Source organism: Pseudomonas sp. FDAARGOS_761 (assembly GCF_013343155.1).
In the GTDB taxonomy this organism is placed as follows: domain Bacteria; phylum Pseudomonadota; class Gammaproteobacteria; order Pseudomonadales; family Pseudomonadaceae; genus Pseudomonas; species Pseudomonas aeruginosa.
In genome coordinates this window covers 4,100,029-4,114,745 of record NZ_CP054572.1, presented here as the reverse complement: position 1 = coordinate 4,114,745, position 14,717 = coordinate 4,100,029, and the positions used below count along the sequence as shown (strand labels likewise).

Annotated in this window: 13 protein-coding genes; 9 read left to right on the top strand and 4 right to left on the bottom strand. The window is 67.7% G+C overall.

Features of this window, described 5'->3' with window-relative positions; translation table 11 throughout:
* Nucleotides 1–23: 23 nt before the first annotated feature.
* Complete coding sequence (locus FOC67_RS19140; protein WP_003092223.1) at nucleotides 24–1,634, bottom strand: FMN-binding glutamate synthase family protein; 1,611 nt, start codon at nucleotides 1,632–1,634, stop codon at nucleotides 24–26.
* 243 nt (nucleotides 1,635–1,877) lie between these two features.
* On the opposite strand from FOC67_RS19140, the gene FOC67_RS19135 reads away from it, so the two are divergent.
* Both FOC67_RS19135 and ykgO read left to right on the top strand, forming a co-directional pair.
* Nucleotides 1,878–2,141: a type B 50S ribosomal protein L31 gene (locus FOC67_RS19135; RefSeq protein WP_003092213.1), complete on the top strand. Its 264-nt coding sequence runs from the start codon at nucleotides 1,878–1,880 to the stop codon at nucleotides 2,139–2,141.
* Complete coding sequence (ykgO, locus tag FOC67_RS19130; protein ID WP_003092209.1) at nucleotides 2,141–2,293, top strand: type B 50S ribosomal protein L36; 153 nt, start codon at nucleotides 2,141–2,143, stop codon at nucleotides 2,291–2,293. Before FOC67_RS19135 ends, ykgO begins: the two co-directional genes overlap by 1 nt.
* Nucleotides 2,294–2,320: 27 nt before the next feature.
* Here the strand turns inward: ykgO and FOC67_RS19125 are convergent, their stop codons facing one another.
* The gene (locus FOC67_RS19125; RefSeq protein ID WP_003092207.1) at nucleotides 2,321–3,106 is read right to left on the bottom strand and encodes a helix-turn-helix transcriptional regulator; all 786 of its coding nucleotides are present in this window, start codon (nucleotides 3,104–3,106) and stop codon (nucleotides 2,321–2,323) included.
* Between the two features lie 127 nt (nucleotides 3,107–3,233).
* Between FOC67_RS19125 and FOC67_RS19120 the strand changes: the two genes are divergently transcribed.
* From FOC67_RS19120 to FOC67_RS19110, 3 genes are all read left to right on the top strand, one after another.
* The gene (locus tag FOC67_RS19120; protein WP_009313553.1) at nucleotides 3,234–4,049 is read left to right on the top strand and encodes a carbon-nitrogen hydrolase family protein; all 816 of its coding nucleotides are present in this window, start codon (nucleotides 3,234–3,236) and stop codon (nucleotides 4,047–4,049) included.
* Nucleotides 4,050–4,248: 199 nt separating this feature from the next.
* On the top strand, nucleotides 4,249–5,571 hold the full coding sequence (locus FOC67_RS19115) for an APC family permease (protein ID WP_003138044.1): 1,323 nt from the start codon (nucleotides 4,249–4,251) through the stop codon (nucleotides 5,569–5,571).
* Nucleotides 5,572–5,660: 89 nt separating this feature from the next.
* Nucleotides 5,661–6,734: a bifunctional transcriptional activator/DNA repair enzyme AdaA gene (locus FOC67_RS19110; RefSeq protein WP_003119362.1), complete on the top strand. Its 1,074-nt coding sequence runs from the start codon at nucleotides 5,661–5,663 to the stop codon at nucleotides 6,732–6,734.
* Here FOC67_RS19110 and FOC67_RS19105 read toward each other — a convergent pair.
* On the bottom strand, nucleotides 6,731–8,140 hold the full coding sequence (locus FOC67_RS19105) for an MFS transporter (RefSeq protein WP_003109708.1): 1,410 nt from the start codon (nucleotides 8,138–8,140) through the stop codon (nucleotides 6,731–6,733). The genes FOC67_RS19110 and FOC67_RS19105 overlap by 4 nt on opposite strands.
* A gap of 218 nt (nucleotides 8,141–8,358) precedes the next feature.
* The gene (locus tag FOC67_RS19100; RefSeq protein WP_003092195.1) at nucleotides 8,359–9,246 is read right to left on the bottom strand and encodes a LysR substrate-binding domain-containing protein; all 888 of its coding nucleotides are present in this window, start codon (nucleotides 9,244–9,246) and stop codon (nucleotides 8,359–8,361) included.
* Between the two features lie 113 nt (nucleotides 9,247–9,359).
* On the opposite strand from FOC67_RS19100, the gene FOC67_RS19095 reads away from it, so the two are divergent.
* From FOC67_RS19095 to FOC67_RS19080, 4 genes are read left to right on the top strand one after another with little or no spacing between them, the layout of a single operon-like run.
* The gene (locus FOC67_RS19095; RefSeq protein WP_003098471.1) at nucleotides 9,360–11,087 is read left to right on the top strand and encodes an acyl-CoA dehydrogenase family protein; all 1,728 of its coding nucleotides are present in this window, start codon (nucleotides 9,360–9,362) and stop codon (nucleotides 11,085–11,087) included.
* A gap of 38 nt (nucleotides 11,088–11,125) precedes the next feature.
* Entirely contained in the window at nucleotides 11,126–12,313 is a 1,188-nt protein-coding gene (locus FOC67_RS19090) for a CaiB/BaiF CoA-transferase family protein (RefSeq protein ID WP_009313554.1), read from the top strand.
* 59 nt (nucleotides 12,314–12,372) lie between these two features.
* A complete protein-coding gene (locus tag FOC67_RS19085; RefSeq protein WP_009313555.1) occupies nucleotides 12,373–13,170 on the top strand; it encodes an enoyl-CoA hydratase in 798 nt (265 codons plus the stop codon).
* Nucleotides 13,167–14,699, top strand: coding sequence for a 3-hydroxyacyl-CoA dehydrogenase (locus FOC67_RS19080; protein ID WP_003092188.1), 1,533 nt, complete (start codon nucleotides 13,167–13,169; stop codon nucleotides 14,697–14,699). The genes FOC67_RS19085 and FOC67_RS19080 overlap by 4 nt, the downstream gene beginning before the upstream one ends.
* Nucleotides 14,700–14,717: the final 18 nt, after the last annotated feature.

Sequence of the window (14,717 nt, the reverse complement as noted above, 5' to 3'; positions counted from 1 at the left end):
TTCTTGCGTGCGAGGGCGGCGGCTCAGGCCGCCGCGTCGAAGCTGTCGGCCCGCGCCATGTTCCACATGCGCTCGTAGAACTCGCCCTCGATCTTGCCGGAAAGCAGTTCGCCCGGCTTGAGGAAGTAGTGCAGCTGCGAGAACAGGCGGATTTCGGTGTCGGTGATGCGTCGCACCAGGTGCTTGGCTTCGAGCTGCGAGGGATGTTCCAGGCCCGCCGCGGCGAGCATCTCGGCCAGGCCCTTGAGGGTGTTGCGATGGAAGTTGCGCACCCGCTCGGCCTTGTCCGGCACCACCAGCGCGCGCTGGCGCAGCGGGTCCTGGGTGGCGACGCCGGTCGGGCACTTGTTGGTATGGCAGCTCTGCGACTGGATGCAGCCGATGGCGAACATGAAGCCGCGCGCCGAGTTGGCCCAATCCGCGCCGGTGGCCAGGACGCTGGCGATATCGAAGGCGCTGACGATCTTGCCGCTGGCGCCGACCTTGATCTTGTCGCGCAGGTTGAGGCCGACCAGGGTGTTGTGGACGAACAGCAGGCCTTCGCGCAGCGGCACGCCGATATGGTCGGTGAACTCCAGCGGCGCCGCGCCGGTGCCGCCTTCCTTGCCGTCGACGACGATGAAGTCGGGGAGGATGCCGGTCTCCAGCATGGCCTTGGCGATGCCCATGAACTCCCATGGATGGCCCAGGCAGAACTTGAAGCCGACCGGCTTGCCGCCGGACAGTTCGCGCAGCTGGGCGATGAACTGCATCAGCTCGATCGGCGTGGAGAAGGCGCTGTGGCGCGACGGCGAAACGCAATCCTCACCCATCGGCACGCCACGGGTGGCGGCGATCTCGGGGGTGACCTTGTGCTTGGGCAGGATACCGCCGTGTCCCGGCTTGGCGCCCTGGCTGAGCTTGATCTCGATCATCTTCACCTGCGGGTCGAGGGCCTGGGCGGCGAAGCGCTCAGGGTCGAACTTGCCATCGCGGGTGCGGCACCCGAAGTAGCCGCTGCCCAGTTCCCAGACCAGGTCGCCGCCATTCTCGCGGTGATAGGGGCTGATGCTGCCCTCGCCGGTGTCGTGGTAGAAGTTGCCCATCTGCGCGCCACGGTTCAGCGAGCGAATGGCGTTGGCGCTGAGGGCGCCGAAACTCATCGCCGAGACGTTGAACAGCGAAGCGGAGTACGGCTTGCTGCATTGCGGCCCGCCGATGTCGACGCGGAACTCGCAGGGATCGCTGAGCGGCGCCGGACGCATCGAGTGGCTGATGAATTCGTAGCCTGCGGTGTACACGTCGATCAGGGTGCCGAAGGGCTTCTCCGAGCTTTCGTTCTTCGCCCGCGAGTAGACCAGCGAGCGCTGGGCGCGGGAGAAGGGCAGGGCGTCGCCGTCGGCTTCCAGCAGGTACTGGCGGATCTCCGGGCGGATGCCTTCCACCAGATAGCGGATGTTGCCCAGGATCGGATAGTTGCGGCGCACCGCGTGGGGCGTCTGGATCAGGTCGAACAGGCCGAGCAGGCTCAGGGCCACGCCCAGGAGGGTGAACGGCCAGAGCCATTCGGTGCTGCCGAGGAACGGCAGGCTGAGCAAGGTGAACAGGGCGATACAGGCGAAAAACGCATAGCGACTGAGTAGCGACAGATTCATCATGTCTCCAATCTTCAGGCTTCGGTTCAAAATGGTAGTCACCTTCTTCGAGGCGTCTACGACGGGTTCCCCCCGCGCTAACCAAGCGCTGATTATGGGAAACAAACGGGGATAGAAAGCAAGCTAATAATTGTGTCTGGATGGTCGAGCAGCCGAATGGTCGCCGGGAACTCTTTCCGGAGTTGCGAATTATTCTTATCGGAGTAATATGTAACTATATAACATTATGTAGGAGGCATCCCCATGAAACCCGGCATCCATCCCGAATACCGTCCCGTCCTGTTCCATGACACCTCGGCCGACGTGTACTTCCTGATCGGCTCCACCGCGGAGACCGACAAGACCCATACCCATACCGACGGCAAGACCTATCCCTACGTGACGCTGGACGTTTCCAGCGCCTCGCACCCGGTCTACACCGGCGAACAGCGCAAGACCAAGAGCGAAGGCCGCGTGGCCGGGTTCAACAAGCGTTTCGCCGGCTTCGTCGGCGGCAAGGGGGCCTGATGAAAGTTCTCGCCTCGCTGAAACAGGCCAAGCTGCGCCATCGCGATTGCCAGGTGGTGAAGCGCCGTGGCCGGCTCTACGTGATCTGCAAGTCGAATCCGCGCTTCAAGTGCGTGCAGGGCCGGCCGAAGCCGAAGATCAAGCGCCGCTGAGCGGCGACGGGACGGTCGCCCGTCCCGTCAGCCCTGGGCCTGGAGGAACAGGCCGAACAGCTCGGACTGCGACTTGATGCCGAGCTTGCCGTACATGTGCTTGCGGTGGACCTTCACGGTTTCCGCCGAGATCGCCAGCTTGCGGGCGATCTCCTTGCTTGAGCAGCCGCTGAGCATCAGCCTGCCGACCTCCAGTTCGCGCGCCGTCAGCGGCGTGCCCATCTGCTCCGCGACCTTCTCCAGCGAACCCTGCCAGCCCGGCTCCGGCGCCGCGGGGCTGTTCAACACTTCGTCCTCGAAGGCCAGGCGCTGGCGCATCAGCCCGGCCACCCAGGGCCGCACCAGACCGAGCACGGCGAGTTGCTCGGGGGTGAAGCGGCGCCGCGAGCCGAGCGACAGGCAGAGGGTGCGTTCGCCGGAGAGCTGGACGTTGATCTGGATTTCATCGGCCACCACGTTGAGGCGGAAGTAACGCTGGTAGTAATCGGTCTGCTCGAAGCATTCCGGTGCCACGTCGGCCAGACGGAACAGGCCGCTGCACGGGTTCTCGCGGCTGGCGATGTAGAACGGGTCGAGCAGGTAGAGGCCTCGCAGGTAGTCCTGGAACAGCGGATCCGGCCCGCCGTCGGCGCCCGGGCATTCGGCGAACACCTGTGGCCGGCCCTGGCTGAACAGCAGGGCCACCCAGCTGTCGAACGGAACGTACTGTTCGAGCAGGCGTACCAGGCGAATCCAGAAGTCCGGCGCATCCAGCGCCTCGACCAGTTGCCCGACGGAGCGGTGCCAGGCGATGTCCTGCAAGGTGAAACTCATCTTCTACCCCTGTTGGGTTAACCCTCGGACGTAATTATCGGCGCGGGGAACGCCAAGCATACTGTGCCGACCCCTGCATACGAACAGCGCGCGTGCCGAACAGCGCCGAGAACAACAAGGAATTCCGATGAAAGTCGAACTCGTCCAGATCGCCGGTCGCGATGGCGACACCGTGCACAACCTGGAACGCGCCCTGGCGGCCATCGCCGACTGTGCGGCGGACACCGAACTGGTGGTGTTCCCGGAAACCCACCTGACCGGCTTCCCCAGCGAAGACAACATCGCCGCCCTCGCCGAGCCGCTCGACGGCCCGACGGTCAGCGCGGTGCAGCGCGTCGCCCGTGAACGTAACGTTTCGGTGGCGATCGGCATCGCCGAGGCGGACGCCGGCCGCTATTACAACACCACCCTGCTGATCGCTCCCGACGGCATCGCCCTGAAATACCGCAAGACCCACCTGTGGGCCTCCGACCGCGGCATCTTCACGCCTGGCGACCGCTACGCCACCGCCCTGTGGAACGGCATCCGGGTCGGCCTGCTGGTGTGCTTCGACATCGAGTTCCCGGAAAGCGCGCGGGCCCTCGGCCAACTGGGTGCGGAACTGATCATCGTGACCAATGGCAACATGGACCCCTATGGCCCGACCCATCGCACCGCGATCATGGCCCGCGCCATGGAAAACCAGGCCTACGCGGTGATGGTCAACCGCGTCGGGCATGGCGACGGCGGGCTGGTCTTCGCCGGCGGTAGCGCGGTGGTCGATCCCTATGGCCAGTTGCTCTGCGAGGCCGGGCGCGAAGAATGCCGGCAGATCGTCGAACTGGACCTCGGCCGGTTGCAGGATGCGCGTCGGGACTACCGTTACCTCGAAGAGCGTCGCCTGGTCCTGCCCGGCGAGCGCCGCGAGCACCCGGACGGCCTGCGCGAGCTGCTGATTCCCTGATTCACCACGGCGCGACAGGAGCGTCGCGTCGTCCTCCGCCCGCCAGCGAGCGGGCGAGGATCGGCCCGGAAAGCCGTAGCACAACGATGGGCGCCCGAGCGTCCGCCGGTCTCCCGGGTGAGGGGAGGCCCCTGCGTCCCGCGGCCTGGCCGGCTGCGGGCCACTGCCATAACAAACGATAATTCCGGAGTAAGCAGTAATGGCCAGACTCAAGCGCACCCTGTCGCTGGGTTCCGTGGTGCTGTTCGGCATCGCCTACATGACCCCCATCATCGTCCTCGGGACTTTCGGCATCCTCGCCGAGACCACCCAGGGACACGTCCCCGCCGCCTACATCGCCGCTTCCCTGGCGATGCTCTTCACCGCCCTCAGCTACGGGCGCATGGCCGCGGCCTTCCCGGTGGCCGGCTCGGCCTATACCTACGTGCGCAAGGCCATCGATTCCCGGCTCGGCTTCATCGCCGGCTGGGCGGTGCTGCTCGACTACCTGTTCCTGCCGATGGCGATCTGGCTGATCGGTGCCGCCTACCTGCACTCGGCCTTTCCCGCGGTACCCAACGCGGTCTGGGTGCTGGCGTTCATCGGCGTGACCACGACGATCAACATCGTCGGCCTGCGCCTGGCGAAGAACGTCAATGGCCTGCTGATGCTGGTGCAGTTCCTGGTCCTCGGCGCCTTCGTCGCACTCTGCGTGCACTACGTGCTGGGCGACCCGGGCAAGCCGCTATGGTCACTGCAACCGTTGCTCGGTGGCGACCTGCAGGTGCCGCTGGTGATGAGCGGTGCGGCGATCGCCTGCTACTCGTTCCTCGGTTTCGACGCGGTCAGTACCCTGACCGAGGAAACCCGCGACCCGCGGCGCAACATCCCGCGGGCGATCCTGCTGATCACCCTGCTGGGCGGGTTGATCTTCATCGTCACCTCGTACTTCGTGCAACTGGCGCACCCGTCGTTCGCCTTCGACAGCGCGGACTCGGCGGCCTACGAGATCGCCCGCAACATCGGTGGCGACCTGTTCGTGACCTTCTTCCTGGTCGGCCTGATCGTCGGCCAGTTCACCTCCGGCCTCTCGGCCCAGGCCAGCGCCTCGCGCCTGCTCTTCGCCATGGGCCGCGACGGCGTCCTTCCGCGGCCGTTCTTCGGGCGTCTCGGCAAGCGCTTCGAGACGCCGGTGAACAGCATCGTCCTGTGCGGCGTGGTGGCCCTGCTGGCGCTGCAGATGGACGTGACCACCTCCACCTCGTTCATCAACTTCGGCGCCTTCCTCGCCTTCAGCCTGGTCAACCTGTCGGTGGTCTTCCACTACTACCTTGGCGCCGAGCGCCGCGGCCCACGGGAAACCCTGTTGTTCCTGGTATTCCCTGGCATCGGCCTGGTCGCCGACCTGTGGCTGATGGCCAGCCTCGACCATCTGGCGATCATCCTCGGCCTCTGCTGGCTGGCGCTGGGCGCGGTGTACCTGGCGGCGATCACCCACGGTTTCCGCGAGCAGCCGCCGGAGATGCGTTTCGAGGAGGGCTGAGAAAGAATCGACGCCCGTTTCGCGGCGGCAAGGCGCAGGCTCCTGGCCTAGAGTGGCTATCCATCGCCTCCCTGGTTCCGGAGCCGGCCATGTCCGACGCAGCGTTGTTCCTTCCCCTTCCCGATGACGACACCCTGTATGCCGCGCTGTTGGCGCGCGACCCCGCCTACGATGGCTTCGCCTTCGTCGGGGTGAAGAGCACCGGGGTGTTCTGCCGCCTGACCTGCCCGGCGCGCAAGCCGAAGCGCGAGAACACCCTGTTCTTCGATTCGATCAAGGGCTGCGTCGAGGCCGGCTTCCGACCCTGCCTGCGTTGCCGGCCGCTGGAGCGGCTCGGCACGCAGGGGCCGCTGGTCAGCGACCTGCTCCAGCGCCTCGGTCGGCAACCGCAGCGGCGCTGGTTCGAAGACGACCTGGCGGCGCTGGGCTATGACCCGTCCACCGTGCGCCGTGCCTTCAAGCGCGAGTTCGGCGTGACCTTTCTGGAAATGGCTCGCCTGCGCCGTCTTGGCCAGGTCGCCGAGCGGCTGTCCTCGGGCGCGCGGGTGATCGACGCGCAACTGGATGCCAGCTTCGACTCCGACAGCGGCTTCCGTAGCGCCTTCGCGCGCCTGCTGGGCGAGCCGCCGTCGCAGTTGCGCGGGCGCGAGCTGCTCAAGGCGGACTGGCTGCAGACCCCGCTCGGCGCCATGCTCGCGGTGGCCGATGCGCAGGCCCTGCACCTGCTGGAATTCTTCGACCGCCCGGCGTTGAGCGGGGAGCTGAAACGCCTGCAGAAGAGCAGCGGATCGAGCATCGGTTTCGGCCGTTTCGCCTCCATCGACAGGATCGAGGCGGAACTCGCCGACTACTTCGGCGGTACTCCAGTGCGCTTCCAGACCCCGTTGGCGCTGAACGCCTCGGCCTTCACCCGCACGGTCTGGCAGGCGCTGCGCGAGGTACCGTGCGGCAGCACGCAGAGCTACGCCGGGCTGGCCAGGTCCATCGGCTCGCCGTCGTCGGTGCGCGCCGTGGCCCGCGCCAACGGAGCCAACCAGATCGCCATCGTGATTCCCTGCCACCGCGTCATCGGTTCGGACGGTTCCCTGACCGGCTATGGCGGTGGCCTGTGGCGCAAGCGCTGGTTGCTGGAGCACGAGCGGCGCATGGGCGCTGCCGGCTAGCCGGGATCGCCGCCCAGAAGCCGGGCGGGGGCGCGCAACACCGGTTCCCGCTCGACCGCTGCGGGCCGCTGCAAGTCCTCGGCGTCGGCGCGCTCGGCGGTCGACAGGTCGCTGGCGTGGAACCCGGTGATCCGCAACAGGGCCAGGGTACAGGCCAGCGAGACCAGCGCGTAGCAGGCCGAGGCCAGGGCCACGCCGACGATGCTGCCGGTACTGTTGAGAATCCACTGGGCCAGTACCGGCGTACCGCCGCCGACCAGCAGCGAGCAGAGCTGGTAGGCCAGCGACAGGCCGGTGTAGCGCACCCGCGCCGGGAAGGCTCGGGCGAGGATACCGCCCACCGCGCCGTAGAACATCGCGTGCGGCACCGTGGCCAGGCACATGCCGGCCGCGGCGATCCAGTAGACCTTGGTTTCCACGGCGAAGAACATCGCCGGCATCAGGATGAACTCCGGCAGCACCATCAGGCATGCCGCCTTGCGCATGTCGATGCGCGAAGTGAGCAGCGCCCCCAGCGGCTGGCTGAGGAACTGCACCACCAGCGCGACCACGATGATGCTGAGGAAGGTGCCCTGGCTGTAGCCGAGGGTCTTGGTCGCCCAGGAGAGGGCGAAGGTGCTCTTGAAGTAGGTGACGTGGATGATCGGCAGCACGCCGGCGCCGAGCAGGACGATCTTCCAGTGCTTGCCCAGCACCTCGGCGAGCGGCAGCTTCACCGTGCGCTTCTGCGCCAGCACACGCTTCATGTCTTCCGACTCCTCCAGCTTCAGGCGGATCACCATGCCGACGATGACCAGCACCGCAGAGAGCAGGAACGGCGCGCGCCAGCCCCAGAGAATGAAGTCCGAGGCGGGCAGGGCGCTGAGGGCGAAGAACGCCAGGGTCGCCAGCAGGTTGCCGGTGGGCGAGCCCTGCTGGGCGAAGGCGGCGTACAGGATGCCCTTGCCCTTGGGCGCGCTTTCGCTGGCGATCAGGATCGCGCCGCCCCACTCGCCGCCGACCGCGATGCCCTGGACGATACGCAGCGCCACCAGGGAGATCGGCGCCCAGATGCCGATCTGCGTATAGACCGGCAACAGGCCGATGCAGGTCGTGGCGATGCCCATCATGATCAGGGTGATCACCAGGGTGGTCTTGCGGCCGATGCGGTCGCCGAGATGGCCGAAGATGATCCCGCCCAGCGGGCGAGCGATGAAGCCCGACCAGAGGGTGACGAAGGACAGCAGGGTGGCCAGGCCCGGATCCATGTCGGCGGGGAAGAATACCTTGCCGAACACCAGGGCGGCGGCCAGGCCGTAGATGTAGAAGTCGTACCACTCGATGGTGGTGCCGATGAAGGAGGCGATACCGGCCCTGCGGGCCTTCTTGTGCAGGTCGGCGTCTTCGGGAGAGGGCGTGCGCGGCATGGGTCGAGTCCTGTTTATTGTTGTTCTCGCCGACACGCCGCTCCCTACCGCCCTTCGCTGAAAGGCGGGGCGGAAACGCTGGTTTCCGTGGAGGGAGAGCGTGCGTCGGTGTTGACCCGGGTGCCTCGGAGTCTAGGTGGCACCCCCGCAAATCAATAGTCTTTTAATCTTATGGCTCGATAAGGGATTCCATATCGACGTTTTCCGTCAGCCCTCGCTCAGGCGTCGTCCAGGCCGCTCTTCAGCGTCGCCAGGAACGCCTGCGCCGCCCGGGAAGGTTCGCTGGCCGGAAGGATCGCGTGGATCTCCGAACGCGCGCCGGCCGGCTCGATCTCCAGGTAGCGCACCTCGTTCCGCCAGGCCAGGCAGAGGGTCTCCGGGATCAGCGCGACGCCCATGCCGAGACCGACCATGGCGGCGACGGTCTGCCACAGGCGCGCCTCGTGGCGGATGCGCGGGCTGAAGCCGGCGTCCACGCAGCGGGCGATGATCAGGTCGTGGTAGTGCGGGGAGACATGGCGCGGGAAGAGGATGAAGTCTTCGTCGCGCAGTTCGGCGAGGTCCAGACGCGCCTGGCCAGCCAGGCGGTGCCCGGCGGGCAGGCAACAGAGGAACGGGTCGCTGATCAAGGGTTCGGAGACGATTTCCGCCGGCAGCCTGCCCCAGTGCACGAAGCCCAGGTCGATCTGCCCGCGCTGCAACGCCTGGGCCTGCTCCGCGCTGTTCATTTCGCCGAGCACCACCTCCATGTTCGGGTGCTCCCGTTCGAAGCGGGACATGGCCCTGGGCAGGCCGCGGTAGAGCATGGAATTGACGAAGCCGACGCGCAGTTGGCCGACGTCGCCCTCGGCGGATAGCTGGGTCAAGCGTTTCACCTTCTCTGCCTGCAGCAGCAGGTTGCGCGCTTCCACCAGCAGGACCTGGCCGGCGCCGGTGAGCTTCACCGACTTGTTATTGCGTAGCAGCAATTGGGTTCCGAGCTGTTCCTCCAGCTTCTTGATGTCGAAGCTCAGCGCCGGCTGGGAGATGAACAGGCGAGCCGCGGCGCGACCGAAATGCAGTTCCTCGGCGACCGCGATGAAGTAGCGAAGCTGTCTGAGATCCATGGCAGGCACCTGGTTCTACGATCTGTTTTTCTTATCGTCGATGATTTTTTTTGTATTGGATGCTTATCGAACCACTCGCCTAGTCTCGGCGCAAGACAAGCAGGAGCCGCGCCATGACCGCCATGCCCGAAGTACTTCGCGAAGATACGCTGAACATCCCCGACAGCCGTGGGCTGAATCTCTACACCTGCGATCCGGCCCTGGAGCGGCTGCTGGAGGTATACCTGCCGCCGGCGTTGCTCGCCGAATGGCGGCCGCTCCTCGAACGGCTCGGCGCCCGTGCCGGCGGCGAGCTGGACGTGCTGGCGCTGGCGGCGGACAAGAACCCGCCGGTGCTGGCGCCGCGCACCCGCCGCGGCGAGGATTTGCAGAGCATTCGCAAGCATCCGGACTACGTCGCCCTCGAACGGGTGGCCTATGCCGAACTCGGCCTGGCTTCCATGAGCCATCGCCCGGACGGCCCGCCGCCGCTGGTCAAGTATGCGCTCACCCACCTGTTCGTACAGGCCGAGTTCGGCCTTTGCTGCCCGGTCAGCATGACCGACTCGCTTACCCGCACCCTGCGCAGGTTCGGCGCGCCGGAACTGGTCGAGCGCTACCTGCCGTCCCTCGCCTCGCGGGATTTCGACGAGCTGTTCCAGGGCGCCATGTTCATGACCGAGCAGGCCGCCGGCTCCGACGTGGCGCGGACCCGTACCGTGGCGCGGGAGCAGGGCGGCGAGTGGAAGCTCTACGGCGACAAGTGGTTCTGCTCCAACCCGGACGCCGACCTGGCGATGGTCCTGGCCCGCCCCGAAGGCGCGCCGGAAGGAATGAAGGGCGTGACCCTGTTCCTGTTGCCGAAGGTCCGCGAGGACGGTACGCGCAACGCCTATCGCATCGTCCGCCTGAAGGACAAGCTGGGCAGCCGCTCCATGGCCAGCGGCGAAGTCCGCCTGGAAGGCGCCAGCGCCTACCTGATCGGCGAGATCGGCCGCGGCTTCCAGCAGATGGCCGACATGGTCAACATGTCGCGCCTGTCCAACGGCGTGCGCGCCGCCGGGCTGATGCGCCGGGCGCTGAGCGAGGCGCTGTTCGTCGCCCGCCATCGGCGCGCCTTCGGCAAGCACCTGATCGACATGCCGCTGATGCAGAAGCAGTTGCTGAAGATGATGCTGCCCACCGAACAGGCGCGCTCGATGTTCATGCAGATCGCCACGCTGCTGCCGCGCGCCGATGGCGGCGAGGTCGAGGCGCAGAAATGCGTGCGGATCCTCACCCCGCTGATCAAGTTCCGCGCCTGCCGCGATGCGCGACGGGTCACCGGCGACGCCATGGAGGTGCGCGGCGGGGTCGGCTACATCGAGGAGTGGAGCGACCCGCGCCTGGTGCGCGACGCCCACCTGGGGTCGATCTGGGAGGGCACCAGCAACATCGTGGCGCTGGACGTCGCCCGTGCGGTGAGCCGCGAACAGGCGCTCGAACCCTTGCAGCGCCACCTGCGCCGGCTGCTGGATGACAGCGATCTGCCAGGGGACGCCCGCGACCTCTTCGACGAACTGCTGGTGCGAGTGGTCGCGACCATGGCCGACGTCGCCGAGCGCCGCCAGGACGAGCAGGTGCGCCAGGCCGGCAGCGCCCTCTACCACCTGTGCACGGCGATCTTCATGGCCTGGGAAGCCAGCCGCCAGGCACCCGACCAGCGCCGCCTGGCCCTGGCCTTCCTGGTCGCCCGGCACAAGCTGCTGCCGCGCGACCCGCTGCACCTGGAGGGCTGGACCGACCAGGCCGAACTGCTGGCCAGGGTGGTCGGCGAGGTGCCGCTGAGCCAGGCCGAAGCCATGCAATTGCTGCCGGCCTGACTGCCCGCATTCCCGCTCACAACAACCAGAGAGTCGCCATGACCAATCAGATGGGCGCCCTGCGTGGCCTGAAAATCATCGATCTCAGCCGGGTCCTCGGCGGACCCTACTGCTCCCAGGCGCTGGCCGACCACGGCGCCGAGGTGATCAAGCTGGAACCCCTCGGCGGCGACGAGACCCGTGGCTGGGGGCCGCCCTTCGAGGGCGACACGGCGTCCTACTTCAAGGGCGTGAACCGCAACAAGAAGGGCATCGCCGTCGACCTGGCGACGGCGGAGGGCATCGAGCTGCTGCTGCGCTTGCTGGAGGACGCCGACGTACTGCTGGAGAACTTCAAGCCCGGCACCCTGGCGCGCTGGGGGATCGGCTACGAGGAGGTGCTTCGCCAGCGCTTCCCGCGGCTGGTCCACTGCGCGGTATCGGGCTTCGGCGCCGACGGCCCGCTCGGCGGCCTGCCCGGCTACGACGCGGCGATCCAGGCGATGGCCGGACTGATGAGCGTGAACGGCGAGGCCGGCGGCGAGGCGTTGCGCATCGGCCTGCCGATCGTCGACATGGTCACCGGGCTGAACGCCATGGCCGGCATCCTCCTCGCCCTCCACGAGCGCCAGGTCAGCGGGCGCGGGCAGTCGGTGGACATCGCCCTGTACGACTGCGGTATCTCCCTGCTGCACCCGCACCTGCCGAACTACTTCGCTTCCGGACGTACGCCCCGGCGTAGCGGCAACGCCCACCCGAACATCGCGCCCTACGACAGCTACCGCACCGGTACCGAGCCGATCTTCCTCGCCGTCGGCAACGACCGCCAGTTCGCCCGCCTGTGCGAGTACCTGGGAGCGGATGAACTGCCGGGGGACCCGCGCTTCGCCGACAACGGCAAGCGCTCGGTCAACCGCGAGGCGCTGAAGCGCGCCCTGGAGGACTACCTGGCGGCCCACGACGGTCGCGAGCTGGCCGAGCGGCTGATCCGTCTCGGCGTGCCCTGCGGAGCCATCGCCACGGTGGATCGGGTGGTGGAGCACCCGCACACCCGCCATCGCGGGATGGTCGTCGAACTCGAGGGCTATCGCGGCATCGCCTCGCCGGTGAAGCTTTCGCGCACCCCGGCCAGCTACCGCGCCGCGCCGCCGGTGCTGGGCGGAGACACCCGGGAAGTCCTGGCGGAACTGGGATTGAGCGCCGAGGCGATCGACGCGCTGGTCCGGCGCGGCATCGTCCGCGCCTGAAACCCCGCACGGCACGGCCTGCGCCGTGCAACTCAATCCCCGGGCAATTGGAGATGGCCATGGATTCCTCCCCTGGGGCGGTGCGCCCCGAACTCGTGCTGCTGGAGCGGCCGGAGCAGGGCGTGGCCCTGTTGCGACTGAACCGCCCGGCAGTGCTCAACGCCCTGAACATGCGCCTGCGCGAGGCTCTGGCGGAGCACGTACGGCGCCTCGACGAGTGCGCCGATACCCGGGTCATCGTCCTCACCGGAAATGGCACGGCGTTCGCCGCCGGCGCCGATCTCAACGAACTGGCGGAGGCGTCCGCGCTGGAGATCCAGCAGCGCGGGGTGGAGCGCCACTGGCAGGCCCTCGCCGCCTGCCGCAAGCCGCTGATCGCCGCCGTGGAGGGCTATGCCCTGGGCGGAGGCTGCGAGTTGGCGATGCACTGCGACCTGATCGTCGCCGGTGCCTCGGCGCGCTTCGCCCAGCCGGAAATCCGTGTCGGCGTGATGCCCGGCGCCGGCGGCACCCAGCGCCTGGTGCGAGCGGTGGGCAAGTTCCAGGCGCTGCGCATGCTGTTTACCGGTTGCACGGTACAGGCGCCGGAGGCCCTGGCCATAGGGTTGGTCAGCGAGGTGGCGGCGGATGGCCAGGCATTGGATCGCGCCCTCGAAGTGGCTCGCCAGATCGCCGGCCTGCCACCGCTGGCGCTGGCGCAGATCAAGGAAGTGGTCCTGGCCGGCGCCGATCTGCCGCTGGACCAGGCCCTGGCGCTGGAGCGCAAGGCCTTCCAGTTGCTGTTCGACAGCCACGACCAGAAGGAGGGCATGCGGGCCTTCCTGGAAAAACGCACAGCGGAGTACCTGGGAAAATGAGCGAGCCACCGATCGTTCTCATCGGCATCGTCGGTACCGGCGCCATGGGCCAGGGCATCGCCCGGCTCGCTGCCTGTGCCGGCCTGTCGGTGCTGCTCTACGACAGCCGCCAGGGGGCGGCGCTGCAAGCGCGCGAGCAGATCGCCACGGTCCTTGCCCGGCAGGTGGAGCGGGGCCGGCTGGAGGCGGAGTCTGCCGCGCGCGCGATGGGCAATCTGCGGGTGGTCGAGGACTTGCGGGTCCTACGCGGCTGCCAGTTGGTGATCGAGGCGATCGTCGAGAACCTGGAGGCCAAGCAGGCGTTGTTCCGCCAATTGGAAGAGGTGGTCGGCGACGAAGCGATCCTCGCCAGCAATACCTCCTCGCTGTCGGTTACCGCGATCGCCTCGGCCTGTCGCGATCCCGGCCGGGTCGCCGGTCTGCACTTCTTCAATCCGGTGCCGCTGATGCGTCTGGTGGAGGTGATCGACGGTCTCGCCACCCGCACCGGCATCGCCGAGCGACTGTGCGCCCTGGTGGCGACCTTCGGCCACCAGGCGGTGCGTGCCACGGACAGCCCCGGCTTCATCGTCAACCATGCCGGACGGGCCTTCGGCACCGAGGCGCTGCGTATCCTCGGCGAGGGCGTGGCGCCGGTGGCGGCGATCGACGAAGTCCTGCGCGAGGGCGCCGGCTTCCGCATGGGCCCGTTCGAGCTGTTCGACCTGGTCGGGTTGGACGTCAGCCTGCCGGTGATGGAGTCGATCTACCGGCAGTACTACGAGGAGCCGCGTTATCGTCCGCATCCCTTGCTGCGCCAGATGCTCGCCGCCGGCCGCCTGGGGCGCAAGAGCGGCCAGGGCTTCTACCGCTACGACGGCGCTGGGCAGGTGCCCGCCGCCGCCCCGGCGGTTGCGCCAGGCGCGGCGTTGCCGCCGGTGTGGCTGGGCGTCGACGACGAACATGACCGCGCGCCATTGCTGACGTTGCTACAACGTCTGGGCGCCGAGGTGGAGAGCGGCGAGCGTCCTTCCGGGGCGGCGTTGTGCCTGCTTGCGCCGCTGGGCGCCGACGTCAGCGCCGCAGCGCGGCGGTTCGCCGTCGATCCGACGCGCAGCCTGGCCATCGACGTGCTGTCGGACCTGGAGCGACACCGCTGCCTGATGGCCTGCCCGGCGACCCGAGCGGAGCTGCAGCAGGCCGCTCGCACCCTGTTCGCACGGGACGGCGTGGGCGTCACGCTGATTCGCGACAGCGCCGGGTTCATCGTCCAGCGCACCCTCGCCTCGATCGTCAATCTCGCCTGCGACATCGCCCAGCAGGGTATCGCTTCGGTGGAGCACATCGACCTGGCGGTGCGCCTCGGTCTCGGCTATCCGCTGGGGCCGCTGGAGTGGGGCGACCGACTGGGCGCCGGGCGCGTGCTGCGCATCCTCGAACGCCTGCATGCGCTCAGCGGCGACCCGCGCTATCGCCCCAGTCCCTGGCTGCGCCGGCGCGCCCAACTGGGCCTTTCCCTGCGCCAGCCGGACAGCCCGTTGGCCTCCTGATCCCTTCGCGGAGAAACA